General features: G+C 40.5%; 24 protein-coding genes. 22 read left to right on the top strand and 2 right to left on the bottom strand.

Annotated features, from left to right (window positions below; translation table 11 throughout):
• The first annotated feature begins 19 nt into the window (after positions 1–19).
• The 4 genes from ACTQX6_RS05390 to ACTQX6_RS05375 all read left to right on the top strand — a co-directional run bounded on the left by ACTQX6_RS05390 (position 20) and on the right by ACTQX6_RS05375 (position 2,553).
• Positions 20–406: a GntR family transcriptional regulator gene (locus tag ACTQX6_RS05390; protein ID WP_117445258.1), complete on the top strand. Its 387-nt coding sequence runs from the start codon at positions 20–22 to the stop codon at positions 404–406.
• Positions 394–1,245, top strand: coding sequence for an ABC transporter ATP-binding protein (locus tag ACTQX6_RS05385; RefSeq protein WP_294688297.1), 852 nt, complete (start codon positions 394–396; stop codon positions 1,243–1,245). The genes ACTQX6_RS05390 and ACTQX6_RS05385 overlap by 13 nt, the downstream gene beginning before the upstream one ends.
• Positions 1,242–1,904, top strand: a complete 663-nt coding sequence (locus ACTQX6_RS05380; protein ID WP_272001114.1) for an ABC-2 transporter permease — start codon at positions 1,242–1,244, stop codon at positions 1,902–1,904. The genes ACTQX6_RS05385 and ACTQX6_RS05380 overlap by 4 nt, the downstream gene beginning before the upstream one ends.
• 67 nt (positions 1,905–1,971) lie before the next feature.
• Positions 1,972–2,553 (top strand): hypothetical protein, encoded by a 582-nt coding sequence (locus ACTQX6_RS05375; protein WP_117445261.1) that lies wholly within the window; start codon positions 1,972–1,974, stop codon positions 2,551–2,553.
• Positions 2,554–2,605: 52 nt separating this feature from the next.
• Here the strand turns inward: ACTQX6_RS05375 and ACTQX6_RS05370 are convergent, their stop codons facing one another.
• Positions 2,606–3,835 (bottom strand): MFS transporter, encoded by a 1,230-nt coding sequence (locus ACTQX6_RS05370; RefSeq protein ID WP_272001116.1) that lies wholly within the window; start codon positions 3,833–3,835, stop codon positions 2,606–2,608.
• 192 nt (positions 3,836–4,027) lie between these two features.
• Here ACTQX6_RS05370 and ACTQX6_RS05365 point away from each other — a divergent pair, with 192 nt between their 5' ends.
• The gene (locus ACTQX6_RS05365) at positions 4,028–6,943 is read left to right on the top strand and encodes an acyl-CoA dehydratase activase (protein WP_441657344.1); all 2,916 of its coding nucleotides are present in this window, start codon (positions 4,028–4,030) and stop codon (positions 6,941–6,943) included.
• 1 nt (position 6,944) lies between these two features.
• Entirely contained in the window at positions 6,945–8,183 is a 1,239-nt protein-coding gene (locus ACTQX6_RS05360; protein ID WP_117445264.1) for a 2-hydroxyacyl-CoA dehydratase, read from the top strand.
• A 41-nt stretch (positions 8,184–8,224) separates the two neighbouring features.
• Here the strand turns inward: ACTQX6_RS05360 and ACTQX6_RS05355 are convergent, their stop codons facing one another.
• On the bottom strand, positions 8,225–8,899 hold the full coding sequence (locus ACTQX6_RS05355; RefSeq protein WP_195221992.1) for a GTP pyrophosphokinase: 675 nt from the start codon (positions 8,897–8,899) through the stop codon (positions 8,225–8,227).
• A gap of 106 nt (positions 8,900–9,005) precedes the next feature.
• Here ACTQX6_RS05355 and ACTQX6_RS05350 point away from each other — a divergent pair, with 106 nt between their 5' ends.
• From ACTQX6_RS05350 to atpE, 16 genes are all read left to right on the top strand, one after another.
• Positions 9,006–9,491 (top strand): hypothetical protein, encoded by a 486-nt coding sequence (locus ACTQX6_RS05350; protein WP_272006781.1) that lies wholly within the window; start codon positions 9,006–9,008, stop codon positions 9,489–9,491.
• A gap of 87 nt (positions 9,492–9,578) precedes the next feature.
• Positions 9,579–10,745: a DUF975 family protein gene (locus tag ACTQX6_RS05345; protein WP_441657345.1), complete on the top strand. Its 1,167-nt coding sequence runs from the start codon at positions 9,579–9,581 to the stop codon at positions 10,743–10,745.
• Between the two features lie 10 nt (positions 10,746–10,755).
• Positions 10,756–11,082, top strand: a complete 327-nt coding sequence (locus tag ACTQX6_RS05340; protein ID WP_272001126.1) for a DMT family transporter — start codon at positions 10,756–10,758, stop codon at positions 11,080–11,082.
• A 119-nt stretch (positions 11,083–11,201) separates the two neighbouring features.
• Positions 11,202–11,495: a 30S ribosomal protein S6 gene (rpsF, locus tag ACTQX6_RS05335; protein WP_022789972.1), complete on the top strand. Its 294-nt coding sequence runs from the start codon at positions 11,202–11,204 to the stop codon at positions 11,493–11,495.
• Positions 11,496–11,509: 14 nt separating this feature from the next.
• Positions 11,510–12,001: a single-stranded DNA-binding protein gene (ssb, locus tag ACTQX6_RS05330; RefSeq protein WP_117445269.1), complete on the top strand. Its 492-nt coding sequence runs from the start codon at positions 11,510–11,512 to the stop codon at positions 11,999–12,001.
• Between the two features lie 17 nt (positions 12,002–12,018).
• Positions 12,019–12,249: a 30S ribosomal protein S18 gene (gene rpsR / locus ACTQX6_RS05325; protein ID WP_003864783.1), complete on the top strand. Its 231-nt coding sequence runs from the start codon at positions 12,019–12,021 to the stop codon at positions 12,247–12,249.
• Between the two features lie 54 nt (positions 12,250–12,303).
• On the top strand, positions 12,304–13,167 hold the full coding sequence (locus ACTQX6_RS05320; RefSeq protein ID WP_205141892.1) for an energy-coupled thiamine transporter ThiT: 864 nt from the start codon (positions 12,304–12,306) through the stop codon (positions 13,165–13,167).
• Positions 13,168–13,169: 2 nt separating this feature from the next.
• The gene (locus ACTQX6_RS05315; protein WP_294688274.1) at positions 13,170–15,143 is read left to right on the top strand and encodes a DHH family phosphoesterase; all 1,974 of its coding nucleotides are present in this window, start codon (positions 13,170–13,172) and stop codon (positions 15,141–15,143) included.
• The gene (rplI, locus tag ACTQX6_RS05310) at positions 15,121–15,570 is read left to right on the top strand and encodes a 50S ribosomal protein L9 (protein WP_022789976.1); all 450 of its coding nucleotides are present in this window, start codon (positions 15,121–15,123) and stop codon (positions 15,568–15,570) included. The genes ACTQX6_RS05315 and rplI overlap by 23 nt, the downstream gene beginning before the upstream one ends.
• Positions 15,571–15,572: 2 nt before the next feature.
• Positions 15,573–16,925: a replicative DNA helicase gene (dnaB, locus tag ACTQX6_RS05305; RefSeq protein WP_168965706.1), complete on the top strand. Its 1,353-nt coding sequence runs from the start codon at positions 15,573–15,575 to the stop codon at positions 16,923–16,925.
• Positions 16,915–17,655, top strand: coding sequence for an MBL fold metallo-hydrolase (locus ACTQX6_RS05300; protein WP_117445274.1), 741 nt, complete (start codon positions 16,915–16,917; stop codon positions 17,653–17,655). The genes dnaB and ACTQX6_RS05300 overlap by 11 nt, the downstream gene beginning before the upstream one ends.
• Before the next feature lie 143 nt (positions 17,656–17,798).
• Positions 17,799–18,419: a uracil phosphoribosyltransferase gene (upp, locus tag ACTQX6_RS05295; RefSeq protein ID WP_022789979.1), complete on the top strand. Its 621-nt coding sequence runs from the start codon at positions 17,799–17,801 to the stop codon at positions 18,417–18,419.
• Positions 18,420–18,596 carry an AtpZ/AtpI family protein gene (locus tag ACTQX6_RS05290; RefSeq protein WP_117445275.1) on the top strand — a complete coding sequence of 59 codons (177 nt, stop codon included), beginning with the start codon at positions 18,420–18,422 and terminating at the stop codon, positions 18,594–18,596. It begins immediately after the preceding gene.
• Positions 18,589–18,951, top strand: a complete 363-nt coding sequence (locus ACTQX6_RS05285) for an ATP synthase subunit I (RefSeq protein ID WP_168965702.1) — start codon at positions 18,589–18,591, stop codon at positions 18,949–18,951. Before ACTQX6_RS05290 ends, ACTQX6_RS05285 begins: the two co-directional genes overlap by 8 nt.
• 5 nt (positions 18,952–18,956) lie before the next feature.
• On the top strand, positions 18,957–19,661 hold the full coding sequence (atpB, locus tag ACTQX6_RS05280; protein ID WP_117445277.1) for a F0F1 ATP synthase subunit A: 705 nt from the start codon (positions 18,957–18,959) through the stop codon (positions 19,659–19,661).
• 17 nt (positions 19,662–19,678) lie between these two features.
• Positions 19,679–19,924 carry an ATP synthase F0 subunit C gene (gene atpE / locus ACTQX6_RS05275; protein WP_117445278.1) on the top strand — a complete coding sequence of 82 codons (246 nt, stop codon included), beginning with the start codon at positions 19,679–19,681 and terminating at the stop codon, positions 19,922–19,924.
• Positions 19,925–19,929 lie beyond the last annotated feature (5 nt).

Genomic DNA, 19,929 nt, shown 5'->3' with positions numbered 1-19,929 from the left:
ATAGAAAGAGAGCGACGTCATGCATCTTATCATCAATCATTCATCTATGGTTCCTATTTATGAACAAATCGTAGAACAGACCAAAGAAGGAATCTTGAAACAGGAGTTAAAGGAAAACCAGCCTTTACCTTCGGTTCGTGCTTTGTCAAAAGAATTGAAAATCAGTGCGCTCACAGTCAAAAAAGCGTATGACGCACTGGAAAGTGAAGGCTTTATTTGTACAGTCCATGGCAAAGGCAGCTATATTGCCCCTGTGAATCCACAGCTGGTTTTAGAAGAACAAAGAAAAGAGCTGGAACAGGATTTGGAAGGCATTCTTCAAAAGGCAAAGCGGTTTGATATCACAAAGGAGGAACTCAAGGATTTGTTTTTACTCTTACTGGAGGAATCGTCATGTTGGAAGTAAAAGAGGTACAAAAACGATATGGTACATTTGAATTAGAGTGTTCTTTGACAATTTTGGATGGACAGATCACAGGATTGATCGGACAAAACGGCGCTGGAAAGTCAACTCTTTTTAAAGCCATTCTGGATTTGATCACATTGGATTCTGGAAGTATTCAAATTTTTGGACAAGAACATCACAAACTTAGTGGAAAAGAAAAAGAGAAGTTAGGTGTGGTCTTGTCCGATTCTGGATTTAGTGCATACTTAACGGTGCGTGATATCATCACGATATTAAAAAACATGTATTCAAACTTTGATCTTTCTTACTTTCAGAAACAAATGCAACGTTTCCAGCTTCCATACGATCAAAAGATCAAAGAGTTTTCGACAGGAATGAAAGCCAAATTAAAAGTCTTGATTGCCTTATCTCATCACGCCCAGTTGTTGATTCTGGATGAGCCGACAGCTGGCTTGGATGTAATCGCAAGAGATGAGATCTTGGACTTGTTGCGAGATTATATGGAAGATGAAAAAGATGCTTCGATCTTGATCAGTTCCCATATCGCCGAGGACCTGGAAAGCTTATGTGATGATCTATATATGATTCATGAAGGAAAAATGATCTTCCATGAAGATACCGATGTACTTTTAAGTGATTATGCCATCTTAAAGATGAGTGAAGAACAATTTAAGAAATTGGATACACAGTATATCCTAAAAGTTTGTAAAGAAGTATATGGCTATGCATGTTTAACCAATCAGAAACAATATTATATGGAAAATGAACCGGGGATCACAATAGAAAAAGGAACGATCGATGCGGTAATCACGATGATGATTCGGGGGTATTCACTATGAAAGGCTTATGGATCAAAGATGTAAAGTTAATGGCTGCACAAAAGTATTTTTTCTTACTGATTCTTTTGATTGCGATCGGTATGTCGATATCGGCAGAAGATGTTTCCATGATGACATTTCCATTGGGATTTGTCCCCTTTGTGGTATCGCTATTTGGTTTAAGTACGATCAGCTATGATGAATTTGATAATGGTAATGCGTTTTTATTCACCCTTCCGATCACACGTAAAGAATATGTATTTGAAAAATATGCTTTATCCTTTGTGTTGGCGTTTGTTTCCTTAGTGGTGATGTTTCTATTCACGATTTTTATGGCCGTACAAAAAGGAATGTCATTGGCCTTTGATGGATGGATGATTCTTTTTGGATTGTTTGCGTTTATTCTTCTTTTACAGGCTATCATGATTCCATTTCATTTAAAGTTTGGTCAGGAAAGAGGAAGAATTGCCATTATTTTATTGAATGGCGCATTACTGTTGATCGCAACGTTCATTCAGAAATGCCTGGAGTTTATCGGTATCGACTGGATGCAGGTTCTTCAAAGCATGCCCATCTTAGGACAGCAAACGATGCTTGTATTGTTGTATGGTGTCAGTTTTGTGCTTTTGATAATTTCTTTAAAGGTTAGTATTCATATTGTATCGAAGAAAGAGTTTTGATGAAGTGTCTTGTTAAAATATACAAAAATAAAAACTATGGTATAATACTTTCTAGGAGGCAGAAAGTATGGCCATAAATTTGAAGAATAGACCGAAAAAAGAGAAGAAGACAGCACCGAAACAAGGACATAAAATTGTTTGGTTTACGCTGATCGTCATATTGATTCCTTTTTTGATCATAGGATATGTAATTTTAACCAGTTTGGGTGGACAAAATGAACCGGTTGTGGGCAATCGTTTTGATTCCAAGGATTTAAATCCAGCCATCACAAATGACCAGATTTCTCAGGTACAAACGGCAATCGCATCCATTGGCGGTGTTGAAAATGTTGAAGTGAATTTAAAGAGTGCGACATTGCGTATTTCTATTGATGTATCCGATGATGCGAATGCTGATACGTGCAATGCCGTAGCGCAGGAAGCCTATAATCAGGTCAATGGTATTTTACCGGTCGATACATACTTTACTAATACCGAAGAGGCAAAGATGTATGATCTGGAGATTGATGCCTATAACTTCTTATTGGATGATACACATACAGAAGGTCAGGTCGATATCAAGGTGTATAAATCCGGCGCCGGCCAGGTTGTTACGCAAAATATGACAGAGGCAAAGGATCCGGAATTGGCAGGACAGCTGGTTCGCTAAACGTGTGAATATAAAGAAAGCTTTAACACTGGATGAAAGTGTTAAAGCTTTTTTACAGCTTGGTAACTTTATTAAAGAAATAGAGTCCAATCAAAAACATGATAGAGATAGCGGCAACGCCTAAATTTTGATGGCCTGTCAGCTGTGTCACAAAGCCAATCAGGAAGGTTCCTAAGAAACTGGCTCCTTTTCCACAGATATCAAATAATCCAAAGTATTCACCACTTGCGTTTTCCGGAATGATCTTGGCAAAGTAGCTTCTGGAAAGGGCCTGAATTCCACCCTGGAAGCATCCAACCGCAACAGCTAATAACCAGAATTCCCATTGTTTATCCAGTTGTATCGCAAATACCGCAATGCAGAAATAGGCAACGATACAAATTTTGATCAGCTTGCCGGCATCCTGTTTTTTGGAAAGAATCGCAAATGTCAGACTGGCCGGAAAGGCAACGATCTGCGTCACCAACAAAGCCAACAACAAGCCGGTCGTATCCAAACCAAGACTGGTTCCATAAGCGGTTGCCATATCGATGATCGTATAAACCCCATCGATAAAGAAGAAAAAGGCCAGTAGGAATAAGAAAACTTTCTTTTGTTGACGGGCATCCTTTAATGTTTTATACAAACGCACAAAGGTATCCTTGACGGGATGAGCTTTCGGTTCGATATAATATTTTTGTTTATAATGAAAAGCTAAAGGTAAAGTGAAACCGATCCACCATAAGGCATTGATCACAAAGGCAATCATCATAGCCATACTTAAAGAAATGCCCAATGTTTCATAAAGTAAGACAAAAACCAGTGAGATCAAAAAGGGAATACAGCTTCCGATATAACCCCAGGCATAGCCTTTTGAGGATACATTGTCCATTCGATCTTCTGTCGTGATATCTACAAGCATGGAATCATAGAAGATCAAAGACAGAGAATAACAGATCTTTGCGACAATAAATAAGATCAGAAAGCTTAACCAGTACGATGGAACCCAGAAACAGGCTAAAGCCAGGGCACCGCAGAGTGCTGAAAGAAGAAATACTTTTTTCTTTTTACCCTGATAATCTGCCAGTGTTCCCAGAATCGGCCCTAAGATCGCAACGGCCAGTGTGGAAATGGAGGTTGCATACGACCAATAGCTCAGATAGCTGGATTCGGGAATCCCCTGTGCACTGGAAATACTGTTGAAATAAATGGGGAGGATCGTGGAAACCAGAAGAATAAAAGCGGAGTTTCCTATGTCATAAACAACCCACCGTATTTCCTGACGGTTTAATTTAATTTTCATAGAATCAAAATCCTTTCATATCCTTATATTTATATAGAAAACTAGAAGGCGCTTTCTAAAAGCCATTTTATCATGAAATTAAAAAACAATCGTTAAAAAAAAGTAAATTAAAATTTAAGGTACTTACTTTTTTGAGCATTTTTTGATGATTTTTTCTTTGAAATGGTTATAATAATGGACAGGTGATTGAAAATGACAATTCGAATAGGGTTTGATATAGGAAGTACCACGATCAAAGCTGTGGTTTTAGATGAACAAAACAATATTTTATATAAGTCGTATGAACGACATATGGCCAAGGTTCGTCAAAAGGCATTAGAGAAGATCAAGGAATTAAAAGACTTCTGTAACGAGCCTTTTTCCTTTGCGATTTCCGGTTCCGGTGCTTTAGGTCTTTGTGAAGCCGGTCATCTTCCTTTTGTACAGGAGGTTTTTGCCTCGGCAGCAGCTATCAGGAAGTTTTACCCACAAACAGATTGTGCTATCGAGCTGGGAGGAGAAGATGCCAAGATCTTGTTCTTTAAAGGAAGTCTGGAGCAGAGAATGAATTCGACTTGTGCCGGAGGAACCGGTGCGTTTATCGATCAGATGGCCTCTCTTTTAGATATGTCACTGGAACAGATGAACGAAGCCAGCTTCCAATGCCATAAGATTTATCCAATCGCCAGCCGATGCGGTGTTTTTGCGAAAACAGATATTCAGCCATTGATCAATCAAGGTGTGGATAAAGCGGATCTTTGCGCCAGCATTTTTCAGGCTGTGGTCAATCAGACAGTGACTTCTTTGGCACAAGGACGAAAAATTGAAGGGAATATTTTGTTCTTAGGGGGACCTTTATACTTTATGAGCGGTTTGCGCAAGCGTTTTGAAGAAACGCTGCAGCTTTCACCCGAACAAAGTACATGTCCTCAAACAGCTATTCATTTTGTGGCTTTGGGAACAGCACTTTGTGCGCAGGAGACCTTTACCTATGACAATCTTGTGGAACGTCTGGATCAGCTGGTTCATATGCCGATGCAGATGGAATCCGGACAGCCGCTTTTTGAAAATGAGAAAGAGTATGAGGATTTCATCGCTCGTCACAAGATGCATGATGTGCAATACGACCAGCTGGAAACGTATCAGGGAAAAGCGTATCTGGGTATTGATTCCGGTTCTACCACAACAAAGCTGGTCTTGTTGAGTGAAGAACATAAGATTTTATATGAAAGCTATACTTCCAATAAGGGAAATCCTTTAGATGTCGTTTTACAGGATCTAAAAGAAATTTATCAAAAGAATCCGAATATTCGGATTTTTGGTGCGTATTCGACAGGTTATGGGGAAGAATTGATGCGTGTGGCCTTCCATTTGGACGGTGGTATCGTAGAAACAATGGCGCATTATGTGGCTGCCCGTTATTTTAATCCGCAGGTCGATTACATCTTAGATATTGGAGGACAGGATATCAAGTGCTTTAAGATACGGGATGGACATATCGATGACATCGTATTAAATGAAGCATGTTCCTCCGGCTGTGGTTCTTTTATTGAAACCTTTGCGAAGTCTTTAGACTACGATGCCAAAGAGTTTGCGAAATTAGGCTTGAAGTCTAAGCATCCGGTTGATTTAGGAACGCGTTGTACGGTCTTTATGAATTCCGGTGTTAAACAGGCCCAAAAGAATGGTGCTACGATTGAAGATATCAGTGCCGGTCTTTGTAAGTCGGTCGTAAAAAATGCACTATATAAGGTCATTCGTGCCAGAAATAAAGAGGATATCGGTAAACATATCGTAGTTCAGGGGGGAACCTTCCAGAACGATGCGATCTTACGAAGCTTTGAGCAAGAATTGGGCTATGAAGTTATTCGTCCAAGCATTGCTCATTTGATGGGTGCTTTTGGGGCAGCTTTGTATGCACAGAAGTTACATCGTACCAAGAGTTCAGTATTAGATGCCAAAGCGCTGGAGCAGTTTTCTCATAACTCTAAGTCTGTTGCCTGCAATGGATGTACCAATCACTGTTCCTTGACGATCAATATCTTTAATGATGGTACGCGTCTTGTCGCAGGGAATAAATGTGACAAGATGATCAAAACGATAGAGAAAAAAGAAGAACTGCCGGATCTTTATAAAGAAAAGATGCAGATGTTGGACGAGCAGAAGCTGAAATACAAGCATGATCAAAAGATCGCCATGCCACTTGTTTTAAATAATTATGATATGCTTCCATTCTGGACCAAATTTTTTGACTGCCTGCAGATCGAAGTGGTATGGACGACACCGACAACGCAGAAGATGTATTACGATGGACAACAATCGATCCCCAGTGATATCGCCTGCTTCCCGGCCAAGGTCGTTCATGGACATATCGTACAGATGATTAACGGACAAGAAAAGATCTTATTTTATCCGTGTATGACATACAACGTGGATGAGCATCAAAGTGACAATCATTTTAACTGTCCTTTAGTTGCCTACTATCCGGAAAATATTGCGGCCAACATGGAATTTGAAGATAAGTTCTTCTTATATCCGTATATCAGCTTGGATGATGAAAACAGCTTTGCGAAAACGATGAAAAAAACGTTGGAGGAAGCTAATCTTCATTATACGAAAAAGCAGTTAAAAACCGCTTTACAGGAAGGTTTACTGGAACGTCAGCTGTTTCATGAAAAGTTAGTACAGAAGCATTTGGATGCGGTCAGCTATGCCAGAGCGCATCATCATCCGATGGTTGTATTATGTGGAAGACCTTACCATCTGGATCCTTTGATCAACCATCAGCTCCACCAGCTTTTAACGCAACTGGGCTTTGTGGTCTTAAGTGAAGAAAGCGTGCCGCGTCAAGATCGTCAGAAAGTCTATGTTTTAAATCAATGGACCTATCATGCGCGTTTGTATCAGGCGGCAAAATATGTCTGCGAAAATCCGGATATGGAGCTGGTGCAACTGGTAAGCTTTGGCTGTGGTATCGATGCGATCACCAGTGATGAAGTCAAAGATATCTTAAAAGATGCGGATAAATTCTATACCCAGATCAAGATCGATGAAATCGACAACCTGGGAGCGGCCAGAATTCGTCTGCGTTCCTTAAAAGAAGCGATCGAAGAAGGAAAGGAGGACTAAAATGGCTACGCACTATACGAAGTTTGATAATGCGAAAAAAGATCAATATACCATTTTGGTTCCCGGCATGCTGCCGATCCACTTTCGTCTGTTGAAACCAACCTTTGAACAAAGCGGCTATCATTTGGAAGTCCTGTCCAATGAAAGCGAACAAGTCAAAGAGGAAGGTCTGGCTCATGTCCATAACGATACGTGTTATCCAGCGTTGCTGGTCATCGGACAGTTTATCGATGCCTTAAAAAGCGGAAAATACGATCTGAATAAAGTGGCCTTAGTCATTACGCAGACAGCAGGAGGGTGTCGTGCCAGTAACTATCTTTCCTTGTTGCGAAAAGCGTTGCAGATGGAAGGCTGGGAGCATATTCCTTGTCTTTCGGTCAATTTTTCCGGTCTGGAAAAAGACAGTGGCTTAAAGTTCACGATGCCGATGTTGTTAAGGGTATTATATTGCGTCTTATATGGAGATGCTTTGATGTGGCTGAAAAACCAGGTCATGCCTTATGAGCTGCATGCCGGAGATACAGAAAAGGTCATTGACGAAATTGTTGAATACTTGAAAAAAGAGCTGGAAGGGCAGGGCTATCGTAAGTCAAAGAAGATTTATAAGATGATGATCGAGCGCATGAAAGCCATTCCGCGAAGCACAGAACCTAAGATTCAAGTAGGCATCGTGGGGGAAATCTATATGAAGTATTCACCTTTAGGCAATCATCATTTAGAGGATTATCTGATGCAGGAAGGCTTTGAACCGGTAGTGACCGGAGTGATGGACTTTGGTTTATACTGTATTGAAAATGGTATCATTGATTATGAATACTATCACCGTCATGCCAAAACACATACCTTCTTTTCGTTAGCTAAATCGTTGATCATGCGCATGCAGAAGACCTTTGAAGAAGCGGTGAAAAAAGATGGAACCTTCAGGGCACCGGAAGATTTTAATCAGGTGATCCGTGATGGAAAAGGGTTTATCGATCAAGGTGTAAAAATGGGAGAAGGCTGGCTTTTGACCAGTGAAGTTGTCTCGCTTGTCAAAAACGGTGTCAATAATATCATTTCGGCACAGCCTTTTGGTTGTCTGCCCAATCATATCGTGGCCAAGGGTATGGTTCGAAGGATTAAGGAAGCGTATCCGCATGCCAATATCGTAGCCATCGATTATGATCCAAGTGCCAGCAAGGTCAATCAGGAAAATCGTATTCGTTTGATGTTGGCCAATGCGAAATTAAATGCCCAATAAATAAAAGAAGCTGTCATGCAGATGCTTTGCGCATCGAATCATTACAGCTTTTTTTTCATACTTTGTTGATGGACTTTTTCCATTTTTTCATCCAGTCTGGCACTTAGTAAAGCACATTCGAGCAGGTCGTCATTGATCGTTTTCAAGGTTTGCTCATCCAGTTCCTTTTTATAACGAATCTTATGCTCCAAAGAAGCCCAGGAATCCATGGCTATGGTTCGAAACTGCACTTCAACATTCATGGAGCGCTTTTCTTCATGAAGAAAGATCGGCACTCTGACAATCAGATGCAGGCTTCGATAGCCGTTTTTTTTCGGAGATTTGATATAGTCTTTGATCTCTACCAGTTCTATATCATCCTGAGATAAAAGATATTCGGCTAATAAATAAATATCATTTTGAAACGAACAGATGACACGGATACCGGCAATATCAAACAGATTGGTTTCAATGGATTGCACGGTAAGCGGAAGATTTCGACTCTGCAGCTTATTGATGATACTTTCCGGACTTTTTAAACGCGATTTGATTGTTTCAATCGGATTGTGTTCCCGTTCAATGGAAAACTCTTCATTGAGCACTCTGAATTTGGTTTCCACTTCCATAATAGCGCAGCGATAGTACGCCATCAATGTACGTAAAGGAATGGAATCTTCCTGAATTTGTTTAAAGAGCAATACTTTAGCATCTTCAATGAGACAAGCATTATTTTCCATAATCGATCCTCCTGTATCAAAGTATCACAGAATGAAAGGGATTTCTATAAAGAAAGTTGAAATCTTTTAAAAATACAATATACTAAAAATCCAGAGGGAGAGCATTATGAAGCGAAAAGAGATCAAACAAAAGGCAAAGAAAGTGATGAAACGACATTATGGCCTACTGATTGTCATCTGTTTATTATCGGCCCTTTTGGCCGGTGAGCTGTCCAGTACATTCAGTACCGTGCAGACCAGCAATGAAAGTGCATCTTTGCCTTCGCGGTTAAGTGCAAATGAAGTATTACAAAATCTGATTGAAGAGGATTTGGATGCCGGCAAAGTCATTGCGCATCAGATTCAACAGGAAGAAATTCAATCAAATTCCAGTGCTGTATTTGGCAGAACCAACGGTGTGATGGCCGCATTGGTGAATTCGATCAGTTCCGGATCGATTTATGTCACATTGACAGCCGGAATTCATACCATCATCGGTTCGGAGAATCTCTCGATCTGGTGCCTGGTATTCTCAGTCATGGCTTTTTTCTTTCTGGCCTGGTTTTTTATTCAAAATATCTTTGCGGTCATCGTACAAAGAATGATTTTGTAAGCCAGAACGTATAAGTATGTGGCTCTGGATCGGTTTTTATTTTTAAGTCGGGTTCGCAAATGGAGACATGTCGCCTGGGTACGATTTGTGGAATATGTCTATGGAAGCTTATGGTCTTTAACGATCATCGGTGGTTTTATCAAACATTATTCTTATTATATGATACCTTTTATCCTGGCGGAGAACCCAACCTTAAAAGCCAATGAAACGATTCGATTATCCAGAATGATGATGAAAGGGCATAAATGGGAGTGTTGTAAGCTGGAATTGTCTTTTCTTGGCTGGGATATGTTATCGGTGTTGACTCTGGGGTTGACCGGTATTTTTTACAGCGCACCGTATAAGGCTTGTGCTATGGCTGAATACTATGTCTATGTGCGTCAATGCAGCCTGGAAGCAGATTTATCATATCAGAAGTTTTTTAAGGATACCTATTTGTATAGACCGGCCATACCATCGCTTTTACAACAAGCCTATCCGGAAGGTATTCGCATGCATCAAAAGCCAAAGTCACTGGCTGGGATACGGGGCTTTCTGGTAAACTGGTTTGGAATTTTATTGAAGAATGGAAAAGAAGAAAGGGAATATGAAAGAGCCAATCATCGCTTTTTACAATATGCGTCTTTAAAAAGGGAAATTGAAGGCCTGCAGTATCCGACAAGATTGTTTCATATTCCGGAAATGGAAAAACGAAGCCGACTGGCATTGCTTGATCCCTTACGTGATTATAGTATCTGGTCTTTGATTTTGATGTTTTTTATTTTTTCTGGAATTGGATGGCTCTGGGAAGTCAGTCTGCATCTAATCACCGATGGTGTTTTTGTCAATCGCGGTGCTTTATATGGCCCATGGCTGCCAATTTATGGCTCCGGCGGTTTACTGATCTTAACTTTATTAAAGAAGTTTAGAACCAAACCGGCGTTGACATTCGTACTGATCCTTGTCGTATGTGGTATCTTGGAATACATGACCTCTTATGTCATGGAAATGAATACAGGCTTAAAATGGTGGGATTACACCGGTTATTTTCTCAATGTGAACGGTCGTATCTGTGCCGAAGGTTTACTGGTTTTTGGTATAGGCGGCATGGCCTTTATTTATGTGCTGGCGCCGGTATTTGATGGCTGGATTCAGAAAATCAGACCGCTTGTCTTAAAAGCCATCTGCAGCTTATTATTGTTTGTGTTTATCTGTGATTCTGTTTATGCCCATTTTGTTCCCAATGCCGGCGAAGGAATCACGGATTATGAATAGGAGTTATTGCATGGAATATTTATTGTTGGGGATTGCGATCGTTTTTGAAATCTTAGCCAGTTCGATGCTGCAGTCATCGGCCGGCTTTACCAAGTTAGGACCATCGCTTGCCTGTATCTTGTTTTACTCGATTTGTTTTTATGCGTTTTCCAAAGCGCTGTTAAAGATAAATCTATCAATTGCCTATGCTTCCTGGTGTGCCATTGGCATTGTCGCAACTACGATCATTTCCATCTGTATCTTTAATCAGAAAATAAGTGCTGTCGGCTTTTTAGGGATTGTATTGATCATCATCGGCTGTGTTTTATTGAATTTATATGGAAATCCGCATGGATAAGACAATTTTAAAATTATTTGCTTGCATGCGATGACTTGACATGCTATTATGACAAAGCAAGTTTGTGCTTGCCCTGTATCTGTTTGACAGATACCGTAGTCCAAAGGGAGGTGTACAGAATGAAAAAATACGAAATCATGTACATTGTAAACGCATCTTTAGATGAAGAACAGTTCAAGGCTGTTCAGGATCGTCTGCACGCTACGATCACTTCTAACGAAGGTACGATCGATAAGGTAGATGACTGGGGAATCAAAGATTTTGCGTACGAAATTGACCACATGAAAAAAGGTCACTATGTCGTAATCAATGTTACTTGTGGAAATGAAGGAATTTTTGAATTCCAGCGTTTAGCTCGTATCAGCAACAACGTTATTCGTATCATGGTCGTTAAGACACAAGGCGAAGAATAAAAGAGGAAATCGATATGATCAATCGTGTCGTTTTAGTAGGAAGACTTACAAAAGATCCGGAATTGAGAAAAACACAGAGCGGAACCAGCGTTGTCAGCTTTTCACTGGCTGTCAATCGCCGCGTACAGACGCCGGGACAACCGGATGCAGATTTTATCAACTGTGTCGCATGGAACCGTTTAGCGGATCTGATGTGTCAGTATCTTCATCGTGGTTCTTTGATTGGTGTGGAGGGTCGTATCCAGACACGTAACTATGAAAACAATCAGGGACAAAGAGTATATGTAACGGAAGTCGTTGCGGATAATGTTCAGTTCTTGGAACCGAAAAATACGCAGCATGCACAATCCAATGCTTATGGAGCCAATACATATGCACAACCGCAGGCTGCCATGGATCCATATGGGCAAGCGGCATCTTCTATGCCGGCTGCACAAGATCCATTTGGTGCCGATTTTGACGCAAATGATACACTGGATATTTCCAGTGATGATTTACCATTCTAATAGAAAGGAAATGAGTTATGGCTTTTAAAAAACAACGCATGGGTCGTAAAAAAGTTTGTTACTTCACAAAGAACAAAATCAAAGAAATCGACTATAAAGATGTTGAATTATTAAAACGTTTTATCAACGCAAACGGAAAGATCATTCCTAGACGTGTAACAGGAACACGTGCCAAATACCAGAGAATGCTGGCTACGGCTATCAAACGTGCACGTCAGATGGCTTTATTACCATATGTAGTTGACTAAGGGCTTTGTTTAAAGTCCTTTTTTTTATTGGCATAATAGATTAAAATAAGCTATATGAAAACTTCATCAATTACAAAAGGTGCGATGTGTGTCGCTATTTACGGATTGCTATTGCTTTTAAATCAACAAACCGGACTGATGATCGAAGCCAGTTTGAGCTGGGTCTTTATCATGCCAATCCTATTGTACAGTGCCTCGCAAGGTGTTCGTGCCGGTCTTGTCACCGGAATATCCATGGGTCTTTTAAGCTTTTTGTTTGGCTCCTTTACGACCTGGTTTTACAGTTGGAGCGCTCTTTTGATCGGCTATTTGTATGGTGTCGGTGTTCATCAACAGTTTCGCCATCGCACCAACTTTTTTCTATGTTTTATCTTTTCTACCGCAACCTATATTGCCATGGTGTATCTATGGGCTGCCTTGTTTGGTTTAGATTTACATGCGGATTTTGATGCCATTGCTTCCTGGATCTCCTTTATTGATTTTCAGGCATTCTGTGCTTTGTTTGTACTGTTTATGGGCTTTTTACAGGCACTTTGTGTACATTTACTGGCAATTTTATTGTGTAACCGACTGCATATTCCTATACGGGATATTGGCTCTTTAAAACAGATTCATGGCAATTCGACCTTTGGTATGATCAGTATCATAGTTTGGCTGTTGTTCTTTTTTGGACAAAATGTGTTAGAATATCCTATATGGCAAACGGGATTACAAATTTGTTTTTTTGTCGATTGCATGCTGCTAAGCTTTTTTGGAGCTGTGGTCTTGATTGACTACGGGATCCGTCATAACATTCGAAAGTTTAGCTTCTTTGCGATTATCGGTGCCGTCATACCCGTTGTCAATTTAATTTGGATATTTTTAGGCGAACTGGATTGTCTTTTAGCAATCCGCAAGAATTGGGATTTGAGAGGTTGATCATGAAACAGTTTCATAAATGGCGTTCTTTATTTGGCGCAGCAGCTTTGATTTGGATCGTTTTGGAAGCCATATCGATTCTTAATGGATATTATTTTAGTGCCGGTTTTTTACTGTTGTTAGTTTTAGTGTTTGGAATCCCGTTTTTGGGATTTGTCAAAGATATTCGCGATTATGGGGTCAAGACCGAAGTGGATATTTCCCGTGTTTTAGGAAAAGATGCCAAGGAAGCCTTATCGTTTGGCGGGGTAGGGATCTTAACGTATAATAATGAATATGTTGTGACATGGGCTTCAGACTACTTTGTGCAAAAGGGGATCGATCTGGTCAATAAAAAGCTGACAAGCTGGATCGAACGGATTCGCATTTTGTTTGATGAGGATGTGGATGTGATTCGTGCTGAATACCAAGATACGGTTTATGAGATCACAAGAAAGCAGGACTCTCAGCTTTTATTTGTCAAAGATATTACCCGACTGGATGCTCTGGAAAGAGAAGTCAACGAGAATCGTCTGGTCGTGGGCTTGGTTCAGCTGGATAATTATATGGAGTATCAGTCTTATGAAAACGAAGAACTGATGGCGCATATCAACACGCAGCTTCGCAGTCCGGTCGTTACCTGGGCACAGGATAATGGTATCTTGATTCGTCGTTTGCGCAGCGATCGCTTTATCCTTATTTTAAATCAGGAGATCTTTAAACGCATTCGCAAACAGAATTTTTCAATTCTGCAGATCATTAAAGATAAGGCCAATCATATCGGTGTATCGATCACTTTAAGTATGAGCTTTGCCTATGGTACTAATGATTTTAAACTGTTGGATACAACGATCAATGAATTGATTGAATTGGCACAGTCACGCGGAGGCGATCAGGCAGCCATCAAGGATGTCAATGGTTCTGTTGAATACGTGGGCGGCAATTCGGAGATGAGTTCAGCACGTTCAAAGGTGCGTGTGCGCATTCTTTCGCAGACATTACAGGACGCGATGAAAGAAAGCGATGAGATTTATATCGCCGGTCATATCATGTCTGATTTTGACTGTATGGGTGCCTGTTTAAGTATTTCAAGCTGGGCGCATACTTTAAAGAAGAATGTTTATATTGTTTTAAAGGATGTGCCAAGAGATGCCCAGCTTCAGTCTGTCATGGATCACTATATCAAGGTCATGAAGGAACGGCATGTCTTTATTACACCGGAGCAGGCAAGAGAACGCATGGATTTTGCCAAGGATCTGCTTGTGATGGTTGATCATGGAATCCCGGCCATCAGCAGCGCCAAAGAATTTGTGGAAGAATGCCAGAGGGTTATTGTAATCGATCATCATCGAAGAAATGAAAACTTTATCCGTCATGCGATCTTAACGTATGTCGAAAGCAGCGCTTCTTCAACGTGTGAATTGATCGTGGAGATGCTGCAGAATATTCCGGATCATGTGCCAATCTTTGAAGCCGAAGCAACTATCATGTATCTGGGAATCTTAGTTGACACCAATCGCTTTAAAATGCATACGGATGCCAGAACCTTTGAGGCGGCAGCAGCCTTAAGTACATGGGGAGCCAATGTGAAGCTGGCCGAAAAAGCATTGTGTGAAGATTATGCCCACTTTACGCTCAAGCATAGTCTGATCCAGCTGGCAAAGCCTTACATGGATCATTTTATGATCGTATGCGAAGAAGAGAAAAAAGTGGATAAAACAACGTTGGCACAGGTCAGTGAAGCCTTATTGTTGATCAAAGGATGCACGGCAAGCTTTACGATTGCCCGCAGTAATGAGGACGATGCGCCGACTTGCTGCAGCGCCAGAAGCGATGGTACCTTTAATGTACAGAAGGTCATGGAAAAGCTCTATGGAGGCGGTCATTTCAGTGCGGCAGCCTCATCGACCAAAGAGCTAAGTCCACAGGAATACAAACAAGCTTTATTAGAAATAATCAAGGAGGAAACAAGTCATGAAAGTCATCCTGTTGAGTGATGTAAAAAAAGTAGGAAAGAAAGATGATGTCGTTGAAGTCAGCGATGGTTACGCAAGAAATTTTCTGATCAAAAGAAAATTGGCAGTTGCTTATACAAAGGGAAGCAGTAAAATTTTAGACGAGCAGCTGGCGATAAAAAAAGAACATGAAGCACAGTTGAAAAAGGAAGCTGAAGCATTAAAGAAAAAACTGGAAACAATGAAGTTGGAATTTTCTTTAAGTGCCGGTAAGGAAGGACAGGTATTTGGTTCGATCTCCACGAAGCAGATTCATCAAGCTTTACAGGAAAAAGGAATTGAAGTCGATAAGCGTAAGATCAAGCTGGATGTTCCGGTATCCAGTTTAGGGACAACCAATGTAGAAGTGGATTTATATAAAGGCCAGGTTATAGGCACGATTCATGTCCACGTTTCACAGAAAGGGTAATTATGGCAAGAGAACTGCCAAATTCAAAAACATTAGAGCAGGCACTTTTAGGATCTTTGATGGTGTATCCTTCTGTAATGCAGGAGTGTAATGATCTAGATTTACAGCCGGAAGAATTCTATCTTCCTTCTCATCAGCGTTTATTCAGCTGTATGCAGGAAATTACCCGAAATGGACAGCCGGTTGATTTGAATTTGATCATCACACGATTAGCGGATAAGGAAGAACTGGATAGTGCCGGAGGAACAGATTATATTCTTTCTTTGGCGGATAGTGCCATCAGTAGTGCCAATACGCGTAATTACATTGAATCGATCAAAAATACAGCCCAGCTAAGAAGATTGATCTTTGCGGCGGAAAAGATTTCTAATGAATCATACGATGCCAGTGAAGATATCGATACGATCTTAGATCAGGCAGAGCGCGGGATCATGGATGTGACAAGAATGCGACGAGGTTCGGAATTTGAGTCGTCACAGACGGTCATTCATCGTGTCATGGAGCAGCTGATTGAACTGCGCAGTAAAAAAGGCGTGACCGGTATTCGTACCGGTTATACGGACCTGGACCGGATCACTAATGGTTTTCAGCGTGGCGATCTGATCATTCTGGCGGCTCGTCCGGCCATGGGAAAGAGTGCATTGGCATTGAACTTTGCCAATGAAGTCGCCAAGCTCAACGAGGGAGCTGTGGCTATCTTTTCGCTGGAAATGCCGGCAGATTCTTTAATGAAGCGTTTGTTGAGCTCGGAATCACAGGTGGCTTCCAATAAACTGCGGGATGGAAAACTAAGCGATGCCGAAATGTCCCGCTTAAACTTTAGCGGCAGCCAGTTAGGGGAAAGAAATATTTTTATCGATGATACCAGCTCGATTAAAGTTTCACAGATCTTTTCCAAATGCCGAAAGCTAAAGACGGAATATAATAGTCTTTCTTTGGTCGTAATCGACTACTTACAGCTGATTACCGGAACCAGAGCTGATTCCAGGCAACAGGAAGTATCCGATATTTCGCGAAATTTAAAAATTCTTGCCAAAGAGCTGGATTGTCCGGTCATAGCACTTTCACAGTTAGCGCGTAAGGTGGAAGAGCGTAACGATCATGAACCGCAGCTATCGGATTTGCGTGAATCAGGATCAATCGAGCAAGATGCGGATATCGTTATGTTTATTTATCGTGAAGATTATTATAAAAAGGAGCAGGATGATCAAATTCCGGAAGATACATCAATCGTGGATCTCTCTTTGGCTAAACATCGAAACGGTGCTTTAGGAAAGATCAAGCTTGTGTTTGAAAAGAACATTTCTCGATTTACCAACTTTTCCAATCAAGGTGGCGATATTTATGAAGGTTGATTTGTTGTGCTCCGGTTCCAAAGGCAACAGCTGCCTGGTGCGAACACAAAGATCTTCAATCGTCATTGATTGTGGTTCAACCAAAAAGTATTTGATGGCAAGCCTGCAAAGCGTTTCTCAGGATATTCAAACCTTAGATGCTTTGTTGGTTACACACAGCCATAAGGATCATATTTCGCAGCTTAAACATTTTGAGCATTTGCCAATCTACAGCTATTGTGATCTGGATGTGCAAGATCATCGGTGCATCAAGCCATTAGATCGATTTATTATTGGAGATATGCAGATCACAGTCATCGGGTTAAGTCATGATGCACCCAATACTGTGGGCTATGTGATCGAAGACGGATGCCAAAAGCTGGTTTATATAACGGATACAGGGTATTTGCCAAATCATGAAAAAGCGTATTTAGAAAATGCGGATCATTATATCTTTGAAAGCAATCATGATATGGAAATGCTGATGCATACCGCAAGACCGATGTTTGTCAAACAACGGATTCTTTCAGATTCCGGTCATTTGTCTAACGAAGATGCCAGTCACAATATTACCAGTCTTATTAATACGAAAACCAAAAATATCGTGTTGGCGCATTTATCACAAGAGGCCAATGTTCCTGAGCTGGCTTTGGATGTATTAAATGATACCTTCTTAAAGAAGGATTTACGATCATCAAATCTACGAATTCAGGCGGCTCCGCAGTTTGGAATCGTTTCCATAGAAGATTAAAGTATCTGTCTTTAGGATGGATACTTTTTTTGATTGTAAAATAATTTAGATAACCTAAATTAAAATCCTATAAAACATGTGATTTTTCGTTTCAAATTAAAGTTGGATAATGTTATAATCGGAGAAGTGAGGTTGGTGAAATTATGTTAACAGTATTTGATCATCCGCTGATCAAGCATAAATTAACAGTTATGCGAAACAAAGAAACAGGAACAAAAGATTTTCGTCAGAACCTAGACGAGATAGGTGGCTTGATGGTCTATGAGATCACAAGAGATTTGCCGTTAAAAGAGGTCGATATCGAAACACCGATTTGTGCGTATAAGGGAAGTACGCTGGCCAAAGAGGTTGTGATCGTACCTATTCTTAGAGCCGGACTTGGTGTTGTCAATGGAATTCAAAATTTGATTCCTACGGCCAAGGTTGCGCATATCGGTATGTATCGTGATGAAGAGACGCTAGAACCGCATCCATATTTTGAAAAGTATCCAAGCTGTATGGAAGATGCCTATGTCCTAATCGTTGATCCGATGTTGGCAACCGGTGGCTCCAGCATTGCGGCCATTGATATGGTCAAACGTCAAGGCTCTAAAAACATCAAGCTGGTATGCCTTGTCGGAGCGCCAGAAGGGGTAGCCGCTGTGGAAAAAGCACATCCGGATGTAGATATTTACCTGGCCAGTTTAGATGATCATCTGAACGAAAAAGGATATATCGTCCCGGGACTGGGGGATGCCGGAGATCGTATTTTCGGTACGAAGTAGATGAAACCTTTAGCGTTTTCGGGAGTGTTTTTAGTAAATTTATTATTAAGTATATTTGTAGGTTATCAGATAGATTGTCGATTGCAGACTACACCTGTTTTTATTCTTATAGGGTTATCCTACAGCATTATCGGATCTATCTATCTGTTGATTCATAGGGCGAAAAATCATGAATGAAATTCAGGTCATGTCGAAGAAAATTATAGAATGGTCAGTGTTCTTTACAGCTGGCGTTTCTATACTTGCAGGTTTTTTCTTTCAAGATATTAAAGTTGTTCTTGGCATCATTCTTGGTCAAGTGATAGCTCTTGTAGGGTATCTGATGATTGTTAGAATGGCTTTATCGCTTGGAACGGATGAAAAAGCAGGAAAAAGTCAGGGGATGACAGGATATCTTGTACGCTACCTACTCTATGCTTGTTTTTTTGGATTTGGGGCCTATACTGGTCTTTCTGTGATTGCGCTGCTTATTGGCTTTTTATGTCATAAAGCAGCTATTCTACTTTATGCATACCAACAAAGAAAGGATTGATAAAAATGCCTGAAATCAGTGCGTTAGAAATACACTTTGGTTCTTTTACGTTGGAGATTCAACAATCCATTTGTGTATGGCTTGGGCTTTGTATTTTGTTTTCTATATTTTTTATTGTAGCAGGTAAAAAGATTGAGAGAGCGGATCCGACAAAGGCAAGCAAAGGCATTGTATATGTTTGCGAGGAAGCTTTAAATCTTGTTTTATTCGTGGTGAAGACAAATTTAAGGGAAACAACAAAAAAATATATTCCTTTATTCGGGACTTTGATACTAATGATGCTTGCATCAAATCTTATTGGCCTGATAGGCCTGCAAAATCCCACCAGTAATGTAAGTTTTAATGCCACGTTAGCCATTACCATGTGGCTTATGATACAGGGCAATGCGATCAAAAAAGGTGGTCTGGTTGCTCGTATGAAAGAATTAACGGAACCCATGGTGTTGTTGACACCACTCAACATTATCGGAGAATTGGCTTTGCCAATATCTTTGACGATGCGTTTATTCGGGAATATTTTGGCCGGAAGTATCATTACGATGCTTGTATATACATTAATTAAGCTTCTTATGCCGTGGGGTGTTTTAGGCTTAGCTGTTACACCGTTTCTGCATATGTATTTTGATATTTTTTCCGGTGTTATACAAACGTATATCTTTTTTACATTATCGTCGTTCTTTTTAGGACAACAAGTATCCAATGAGGAATAATGAAGGAGGAAACTAAAATGGAATTTAATGAATTTTTTGTACAAGGTATGGCTTTATTAGGAGCTGGTATTGCGATGGTTGCAGGACTTGGACAAGGTATTGGACAGGGTATTGCGGCCGGTAAAGGTGCAGAAAGCGTTGGCCGTAATCCGGAAGCTGCCAGTAAAATTCAATCAATTATGGTATTAGGTATTGCCTTAGCGGAAACAACTGGTATTTATTCATTAGTTATTGCGATTCTTTTGATCTTTATTAAGGGATAATCTTA

Origin of the sequence: Faecalicoccus sp. LCP19S3_E2 (assembly GCF_052121255.1) — a bacterium.
Taxonomy (GTDB): Bacteria; Bacillota_I; Bacilli_A; order Erysipelotrichales; family Erysipelotrichaceae; genus Faecalicoccus.
This window is presented reverse-complemented; position numbering and strand designations above follow the sequence as displayed.